Below are 7462 nucleotides of genomic sequence, written 5' to 3' on the forward strand. Positions count from 1 at the left end.
ACCCAACGCGAGGACGGAAATCTGAGTGAAACTCAGGACAGTGACGGTGCGGGCGAGTTCACGCCGTGCGGTAGGCGTCGGCGATGGTCTGGTCGAGGGTGTTGCCGTCGGTGTCGGTGAGTTCGGCGCGCAGGGAGACGCCGGTGCCCGGGGGCGGGTTGTGGACGGTGACGGCGCCGTCCGCGAGTGGGAGGCGGGTCCACGAGGCGCCGGCGTCGGTGGAGGCCGAGACGGTCAGCGAGAGGGTGCGGCCGTCGGCGGCGGCGCCCTGGACGGTCACCGGGATGCGGAGGAGGCGGCCGGCCGCCGCTGTGCCGGCCGGGGTGAGCTCGGGGGAGAACCGCACGACGCTCACCGGGAGCGCGGTCGCTCCGGCGGTGGTGGCCGAGGCGAAGGTCCAGGACGCGGTCACCCGGGTGGTCGCGCCGGCCGCGGCCCTGCGGGTCGCCGTGGCGGCCAGTCGGTAGGACGCCCGGCCCGGCGCCACGGTGAACTCGCCGCGTCCGGGCGTGCCGGACGAGGCGCCGACCAGTACGCCGTCGCGGTGGAGCGAGGTGTAGGCGGTGTCGAACGACGGGGTCGACGGCACGTGGCCGTCGCCGTCGGCGAGCAGCGGGACGTCGGCGGTGATCCGGTCGCCGTCGCGGACGACGGCGGGGCGGTCGGTGAGCGCGGGGCCGAAGACCGGGCCGTCGAAGGTGTGGCCGGTCGTGCTCCCGGCCCGTACGGCGACGCGGTCGGCGGAGTAGTGGCGCGGCGCCGTGCCCTCCGGGCCGGGGGCGGTGTAGCCGATGTCCCAGGTGCCGCGCTCGGGCGTGACGTGGAAGGTGGCGGTGCCCGGCGTCCTCATGCTGTTGGAGGCGCCGATGGTCTGGCCGTCGGTCGGCTGGAGGTTGTACAGGCCGAACCCGGTACCGCCCGGCCCGGCGGCGCCGCGGATGTTCACGGTGGCCAGCTCCGGTGCGGAGTAGTGCCGGGTGAGGCCGGTGAGGGCGCGGGTGCCCGAGAAGGTCGGGCCGAGCACGTAGCCTCCGCCGTCGGTCTCCCAGTGGGAGTCGAACCACTGCCTCAGCGCGCCGGGTTCGGTGTCGGGCCCCAGGTGGGCCACGCGCAGGTTCGTCGATCCGTTGCCGACGTGGGCCGTCCTGCTGACACCGCCGTGGGTGACCTCGACGGACATCGTGCTCTGCCGGAAGCGCGCGGAGCCGTCCGGGGGCCGGACGTCGACGGGGGCGGTGGTCCGCGCGTCGACGGTGACGGTGGTGTCCCGGTCGAGGTCCAGGCGTGGCTGGACGATCCAGTCCGTCCAGTACGGGGACCCGGTACCCGGGCCGCCCGAGCTCAGGGTGCTGTCCAGCAGGTACCGGCCCCTGGGCAGGCGGACGGTGGTGACGCCGGACGCGTCGGATTCCTCGACGACCTGCTCGGGCCCGGCCTCGAAGATCCCGGCGACATGGGTGCGGTACGGCCGGACCGGTTGGCCGGCGCGGTCCAGGTGCCTGATCGTGAGGGTGTACGTCGGCGGCCCGGCGGCGAAGGCCGGGCCGCCGAAGGCGGGAGCCGAGAAGCCGGCCGCCGAGGTGCCGGCCAGCGCGACGGTGACGGCCAGGGCCCGGAGGGCTTTCCGACGGGGCACGGAACGGGGATCGGAAGGTGCGCTCATGCTCCGTACTGCTCGGACGGACGGGGGAGTTCCCGCGATCCGCCTGTGACACATGTCACCGGAACCCGCGCAACGGGCCGGGCAGGGCAGAGTGTGGAACCACTCATGAGAACGCGTCTTCGCCGCGGCGACCCCGACGTCCTGGGCGAGCTGTACGACGAGCACGCCCAGGTGTTGTACCGCTACGCCCTGCGCGTGACGGGCGACTGGGCGGAGGCCGAGGACGTCGTCTCGACGACCTTCCTGGAGGCGTGGCGGAGCCGGGAGCGGCTGCACTCCGACGGCGACGGCCTGCGGCCGTGGCTGCTGGGGATCGCGACCAACGTCATGCGCCGCAACGCCCGTGCCCGCCGGCGCCGCGACCTCGCGCTCGCCCGGCTCCCGGAGCGCGGCTCCGTCCCGGACTTCGCCGACGACCTGGTCGCGCACCTCGCGGACGTGGACCAGCTGTGCGCCGCGCGCCGTGCGCTCGGCCGGCTCCGGCGCCGCGACCGGGAGGTGTTCACCCTCGTGGTGTGGGCCGGGCTGGACTACGCGAGCGCGGCCGAGGCGCTCGGCACGCCGGTCGGCACCGTCCGTTCCCGGCTGTCCCGGGCGCGGGCCCGGCTGCGCGAGCTGACCGAGGCCGAAGCGAGGGCCGAGGCGAAGGCGCGATCCAGGGCCGAAGCGAAGGCCGGGGCGAAAGCGCGAGCCAGGGCCGAACCCAGGGCGGCGGCCGGTGCCGGGGCCCGCTCCGCCGTCACCGCCCTGCCCGTACCGGGTCGCGTCCCCGCGCTCCGGCCGTCGACCCAGGAGAGCCACGGATGAACGCCGCCCCACGGCGCGGTCCGCACTGCCAGTCGGAGGAGTCCGAGGAGTCCGAGCGCCGCGGACTCGCCGAGCTGCTGCCCCCGCCGGCGGTGCCGGACCTGCGGGAGGATCGTCAACTGCTGCTGCGGGAACGCCTGTTGCGCGATACCGCGTCCGGCGAGCCGCGGCGGCGGCGCGCCACCCGGCGTCCGGTCCGGTTCCGGATCGCCATGCCGGCGCTCGCCTGCGCGCTGGCCGTTGCCGGCGCCCTGGCGGTGGACCTCGGAGGCACGGCCGGGCGCGCGGCGGCGCCCGAGGGCGCTGCCGCCACCGGAGCGGCCGAGGCGGTGCTCCTCCTCGACCGCATCGCGCTCGCCGCCGCCGACGGGCCGGAGCAGCCGCCGGTCCGCGCCGACCAGTTCGTCTACATCGAGAGCCGAGTCGCCTACGCGGCGCAGAGCGCCGCCGGCGGTCCCGTGACGATGGCTCCCGCGCACACCCGACAGGTCTGGCTGTCCGCCGACGGCAGCCGCCCCGGCCTGCTGCGCGAGGAGGGCGGGCCCGACAGCCGGCTCGACACCCCGCGCGGAAGCGGACCGTCGATCGACGCGCCGACCCACACGTACGTCGCCTCGCTGCCCACCGACCCGGACGCCCTGCTGGAGCTGATCAGGGACGGTGACCCCGGCCAGGACCCGAACCAGCGGGCCTTCGCCGCGATCGGCGATCTGCTGGCCGAGACCTGGGCTCCGCCGCGGGTCAGCGCCGCGCTCTACCGGGCCGCCGAGCGGATTCCCGGCGTCACCGTCGTCCCGTCGGCCGTCGACGCCGCCGGGCGCGAGGGTGTCGCCGTGGCCCGTACGGCGCACGGACGGCAGACCCAGTGGGTCTTCGACCGGACCACCTACGCGTTCCTCGGCGAGCGCACGCTCCTCGACGGGGACGGCGACGCGGGCCCGACCGGGACGGTGGTCGGCACCTCGGCCGTCCTCGCCAAGGGCGCGGCCGACCGGGCCGGTGAACTTCCGCCAGCAGCGCGGTGATCCGCTGACGCGCTGAGCCGGGCGACGGCCCCGGCCCGCGCCCGGCCGGGACGGCCGGACGGTCTCAGAAGGTGACGACGATCTTCCCGGTCAGCCCGCCCTCCCGGAACCGCTCGTGCGCGGCCCGGATCCGGTGGAGCCCGTAGGTGGCGTGCACGCGCGGGTGCAACGCGCCCTCGTCCACGAGCCGGGCCAGTTCGGCCAGCCCGGCGCCGTCCTCGCGGACCTGGTGGACGGTGGTGCGCACGCCCCGGGCGGAGAGGTCGGGTACCGGGCCGGCCTGGGTGGCGATGGACGCGTACCGGCCGCCGTCCGCGACCGCCTCCGTGACGAAGGCCCCGAAGGTGTCGAAGACGGCGTCGTAGCGGCGGCCCCCGAAGGCGGCGGGGTCGGTGGAGACCAGGCCCGCGCCGTGCTCGCGGACGAAGGCGCCCTGGCCGTCCCGGGAGACCAGGGCGTCCACCTCGGCGCCGCGCGCCCGGGCGATCTGCAGGGCCAGGCCGCCGACCGCACCGGCGGCGCCGGCGACGAGCAGCCGCTCGCCGGCCGACACCGCGAGCCAGTCCAGGGTCTGCAGCGCCGTCAGGCCGGGCAGCGGCAGCGTGGCGGCCTCGACCAGGCTGACCGTGCGCGGTGCGACGGCCACCGCCTCCGCCGGAAGGGCGACCAGGTCGGCCCAGGTGCCCCGGGCGGTGTCGAGCTGGTGCGACATCGCGAACACCCCGTCCCCCGCCCGCAGCGGGCTCGCGCCGCCGTCGACCACCACCCCGGCCAGGTCCCAGCCGAGCGTCAGCGGCAGCGGGGGAGTCCCCTCGCCGATGGCCCCCTCCCGGGTCTTGTCGTCCACGGGGTTGATGCCGGTCGCGACGGTCCGCACCAGCACCTCCCCGGGCCCGGGCAGGGGCCGCCGGTCCTCGACGAGGTCGAGGACCTCGGGGGAGCCGAAACGGTCGATGCGGATGGCGCGCACGGAAGTCCTCTCGTCCTGAGGCCTGCTGACGCTTCGTGGAACCGCGGCGGAGATCACGGGATTCCCGCGCCAGTCACCGGTTCTCGCACCCGCACCCGCCCCCGCCCGACGGCATACCCCCTGCCCCCATGGCGCCGGATTCCCCCGCTGCCTTCCGTAGATAAACCGTACCCCCCTAGGGTATGTTCATCGACGTCCCCGCCGGAGCCGCCGGCCGGAGTGCCCGCCTTGCCCTTACTGCGAGTTGGCACTTTCCGGCCGCGCTCCGATGCCCCGGCCGCAGCCGTGGCTAGATACCCCCAACGGGTAAGGAGCAAGAGAAATGGCAACCGACAACACCGGGCCGAACCCCCGGAGGTGGCGCGCCTTGGCGCTGATCGCCGCCGCGCAGTTCGTCGTGATCATGGACACCTCGATCATCGGGGTGGCCCTGCCCAAGATGAAGGACGACCTCGGCTTCGGCCAGGAGGACCTGTCCTGGGTGTTCAACGCGTACGTGGTCGCCTTCGGCGGCCTGCTCCTGCTCGGCGGACGGCTCTCCGACCTGCTCGGCGCCCGCCGCCTGTTCAGCGCCGGCTGGGCCGTCCTCGGCGCCGGCTCGCTGCTCGCCGGGCTCGCCCAGAACGTGCCGACCGAGCTGGCCGGCCGCGGCGTCCAGGGCCTCGGCGCCGCGCTGATCGCCCCCTCGGCGCTCACCCTGCTGATGACGCTCTTCGGCGGCAACCCGAAGGAACTCACCAAGGCCTTCGCCCTGTACGGCGCGGCGGCGCCGGCCGGCGGTACCGCGGGCGTCTTCCTCGGCGGCCTGATCACCCAGTACATCAGCTGGCCCTGGGTGTTCTACGTCAACATCCCGGTGGCCGTGGTCGCGCTGCTCGCCGCCCCCGCGCTGATGCCCTCCGCGCCCCGGCGCAGCGGCGGCATCGACGTCCTCGGCGCGCTCACCGTCACCGGCGGCCTGGCCGCCGCGGTGTACGCCGTCGTCCGTGCCCCGGAGGAGGGCTGGGCCTCGGCGTCCACCCTGCTGACGCTGGCCGGCGCGGCCGTGCTGCTGATCGCCTTCCTGGTCATCCAGGGCAGGCGCCGCGAGCCGCTGATGCGGCTGAGCATCTTCCGGGTGCCGAACCTCGGCGCCGCCAACCTCGCCCAGTTCCTGCTGGCCGCGGCCTGGGTGCCGATGTGGTTCTTCCTCAACCTCTACCTCCAGCAGGTGCTGCACCTCGGTGCCTTCGCCAGCGGCGCGGCCCTGCTGCCGATGACCGTCGCCATCATGGCCATCATGATCACCGCGGCGCCCAGGCTCATCGCCCGCTTCGGCCCCAAGGCGCTGGTCGTCACCGGCATGCTGGCCCTCGGCGCCGGCCTGTTCGGGCTCTCACTGGCCCGCCCGGACGGCAACTTCTGGACCGACGTGCTGCCCGCCTCGCTGCTCGCCGCGATCGGCATGGCGCTCGCCTTCATCCCCTCGCTCGGCACCGCGATCTCCAGCGCGCCCCCGCAGGACGGCGGCCTCGCCTCCGGCATCGTCAACACCGGCTACCAGGTCGGCTCGGCGCTCGGCCTGGCCGCGATGACCGCGCTGGCCGGCGCCCGGACCCCGGACGCCACCGTCGAGGGCCTGACCTCGGGCTTCTCGGCCGCCTTCGTCGGCGCCGCGGCGATCGCGGTGGTCGGCGGCCTGCTCGCGATGGCCACCCTGCGCACCCCGCGCCCCGAGGGCGCGGCCCGCGAGGCGCGGTCGGCGACGGCCGCGTGAGGCCGTCCACCACCCCACCGCGGGGCGGGCCCGGAACCGGCGCCTGCCCCGCCCGCCCCGCCGGGGGCCGCGTCGACCGACGCGGCCCCCGGCGGCCGTGCACCGCCTTCCCCGTTCTGTCCGCCCCCCGCGAAGGAGCGTCCGATGAGACCCCGCGAAACCCCCGCCACCCTGCCGCCCGCACTGCTGCGGGCCGTACGCCACCCCGTCACCCGCTGCCTGATCGCCTGCCTGGCCGGCGCCGCCGCGGCAGCCGCCGCCGAGCCGGCCAGGCCCGCCACCGCCCGCGGCTGCCCGGGGCGCTGACCGGCGCCGTCCGTCGCACCCCCGCCCGGCGACCGACAGGTGAGGTCGAGCGGGTCCCCGACCCTGATCCGCTTCATCGACGCGTCGGCGACCCGGACCTCGACGGTCTTGGAGCCGCCGGTGATCAGGTCGAGTCGTGGTCAAGACCTGTGGACCGTGATCACCGGCTGGTCGTGGGGGCGTCGTGCTGCTCCACGAAGGGGATGAACTCGCTCTGGTGGTCGGCCAGTAGACCGGCGGCCTGGTGCACCGGGAGGAAGTAGCAGCGGAAGACCATGCCGTGGTCCTGGTCTCCTTGCTGTCCCGCAACGGTGTGCATCCAGGTGTCGCGGGTCTCGGTGGTCTGTGCGTGGAAGAACACGGTGACCCGGGGCCGGCCGGTGTGAGGGTGCCGGCGCTGCTGCACGGCCAGGGCGGTGTCGAGCACGACGGCGGTGACGCCGGTTTCCTCCGCGATCTCCCTGAGGACGGCATCGGTGAGACGCTCCCCGGGATTCACGCCACCCGCCGGCACCTGCGTACCGGCCTCGGGGTGATCGCGGTGATCGAAGACGAGCAGTTCCCGGCCGCCCGGGACGTTGCGGGTCACGTAGGCGGCTGTTCGCACGCGCGCGGGTTGCACCGGATGTCCCTCCATGTTGTCGGGTGGCGCTCCGTGATCACGCTGCTGCGGCTTCGGGCCGTTCGATGAGGTGGCCGTTCTCGAAGCGGGCGCCGCAGCGATGTCGCCGGACGGCAGTCCCAGCGGATGGCGCAGCGTCAGGACCCGGGATGCTCCGGCAAGCCGCTCCAGCATACGTACGGACGACGACAGCAGAGAGGTGGGGGGGGGGGGCCGGGGGGGGGCGGCCGGCCCCCCCGGGGGGGTGTTTTCCGGGGGGTTGGGTGGGGGGGGGGGGGGGGGGTGCCCGGGCCGGGAGCGGGCGCCCCCCGCC

7 protein-coding genes are annotated in these 7462 nt (G+C 75.4%); 4 read left to right on the forward strand and 3 right to left on the reverse strand.

Annotation, left to right across the window (positions count from 1 at the left end):
• Window positions 1–58: 58 nt before the first annotated feature.
• Entirely contained in the window at window positions 59–1636 is a 1578-nt protein-coding gene (locus ACFY0X_RS09775) for a serine protease (RefSeq protein WP_387751334.1), read from the reverse strand.
• Window positions 1637–1768: 132 nt separating this feature from the next.
• Between ACFY0X_RS09775 and ACFY0X_RS09780 the strand changes: the two genes are divergently transcribed.
• Window positions 1769–2470, forward strand: a complete 702-nt coding sequence (locus tag ACFY0X_RS09780) for an RNA polymerase sigma factor (RefSeq protein WP_387751336.1) — start codon at window positions 1769–1771, stop codon at window positions 2468–2470.
• Window positions 2467–3495 carry a CU044_5270 family protein gene (locus ACFY0X_RS09785; RefSeq protein ID WP_387751339.1) on the forward strand — a complete coding sequence of 343 codons (1029 nt, stop codon included), beginning with the start codon at window positions 2467–2469 and terminating at the stop codon, window positions 3493–3495. The genes ACFY0X_RS09780 and ACFY0X_RS09785 overlap by 4 nt, the downstream gene beginning before the upstream one ends.
• A 64-nt stretch (window positions 3496–3559) precedes the next feature.
• Here the strand turns inward: ACFY0X_RS09785 and ACFY0X_RS09790 are convergent, their stop codons facing one another.
• Window positions 3560–4465, reverse strand: coding sequence for an NADP-dependent oxidoreductase (locus tag ACFY0X_RS09790; protein WP_387751342.1), 906 nt, complete (start codon window positions 4463–4465; stop codon window positions 3560–3562).
• A gap of 322 nt (window positions 4466–4787) precedes the next feature.
• Between ACFY0X_RS09790 and ACFY0X_RS09795 the strand changes: the two genes are divergently transcribed.
• The gene (locus tag ACFY0X_RS09795) at window positions 4788–6221 is read left to right on the forward strand and encodes an MFS transporter (RefSeq protein WP_387751345.1); all 1434 of its coding nucleotides are present in this window, start codon (window positions 4788–4790) and stop codon (window positions 6219–6221) included.
• 144 nt (window positions 6222–6365) lie between these two features.
• Window positions 6366–6527, forward strand: coding sequence for a hypothetical protein (locus ACFY0X_RS09800; protein WP_387751348.1), 162 nt, complete (start codon window positions 6366–6368; stop codon window positions 6525–6527).
• 160 nt (window positions 6528–6687) lie between these two features.
• Here ACFY0X_RS09800 and ACFY0X_RS09805 read toward each other — a convergent pair whose 3' ends face one another.
• Entirely contained in the window at window positions 6688–7323 is a 636-nt protein-coding gene (locus tag ACFY0X_RS09805; protein WP_387751350.1) for an NUDIX domain-containing protein, read from the reverse strand.
• Window positions 7324–7462: the final 139 nt, after the last annotated feature.

Source organism: Kitasatospora sp. NPDC001547 (genome assembly GCF_042894165.1).
In the GTDB taxonomy this organism is placed as follows: domain Bacteria; phylum Actinomycetota; class Actinomycetes; order Streptomycetales; family Streptomycetaceae; genus Kitasatospora.

Excerpts from the sequence above, each read along its gene's own strand:
- ACFY0X_RS09780 (WP_387751336.1), top strand. The coding sequence starts at position 1,769 with ATGAGAACGCGTCTTCGCCGCGGCGACCCCGACGTCCTGGGCGAGCTG.
- ACFY0X_RS09785 (WP_387751339.1), top strand. The coding sequence starts at position 2,467 with ATGAACGCCGCCCCACGGCGCGGTCCGCACTGCCAGTCGGAGGAGTCC.
- ACFY0X_RS09795 (WP_387751345.1), top strand. The coding sequence starts at position 4,788 with ATGGCAACCGACAACACCGGGCCGAACCCCCGGAGGTGGCGCGCCTTG.
- ACFY0X_RS09800 (WP_387751348.1), top strand. The coding sequence starts at position 6,366 with ATGAGACCCCGCGAAACCCCCGCCACCCTGCCGCCCGCACTGCTGCGG.
- ACFY0X_RS09805 (WP_387751350.1), bottom strand. The coding sequence starts at position 7,323 with ATGCTGGAGCGGCTTGCCGGAGCATCCCGGGTCCTGACGCTGCGCCAT.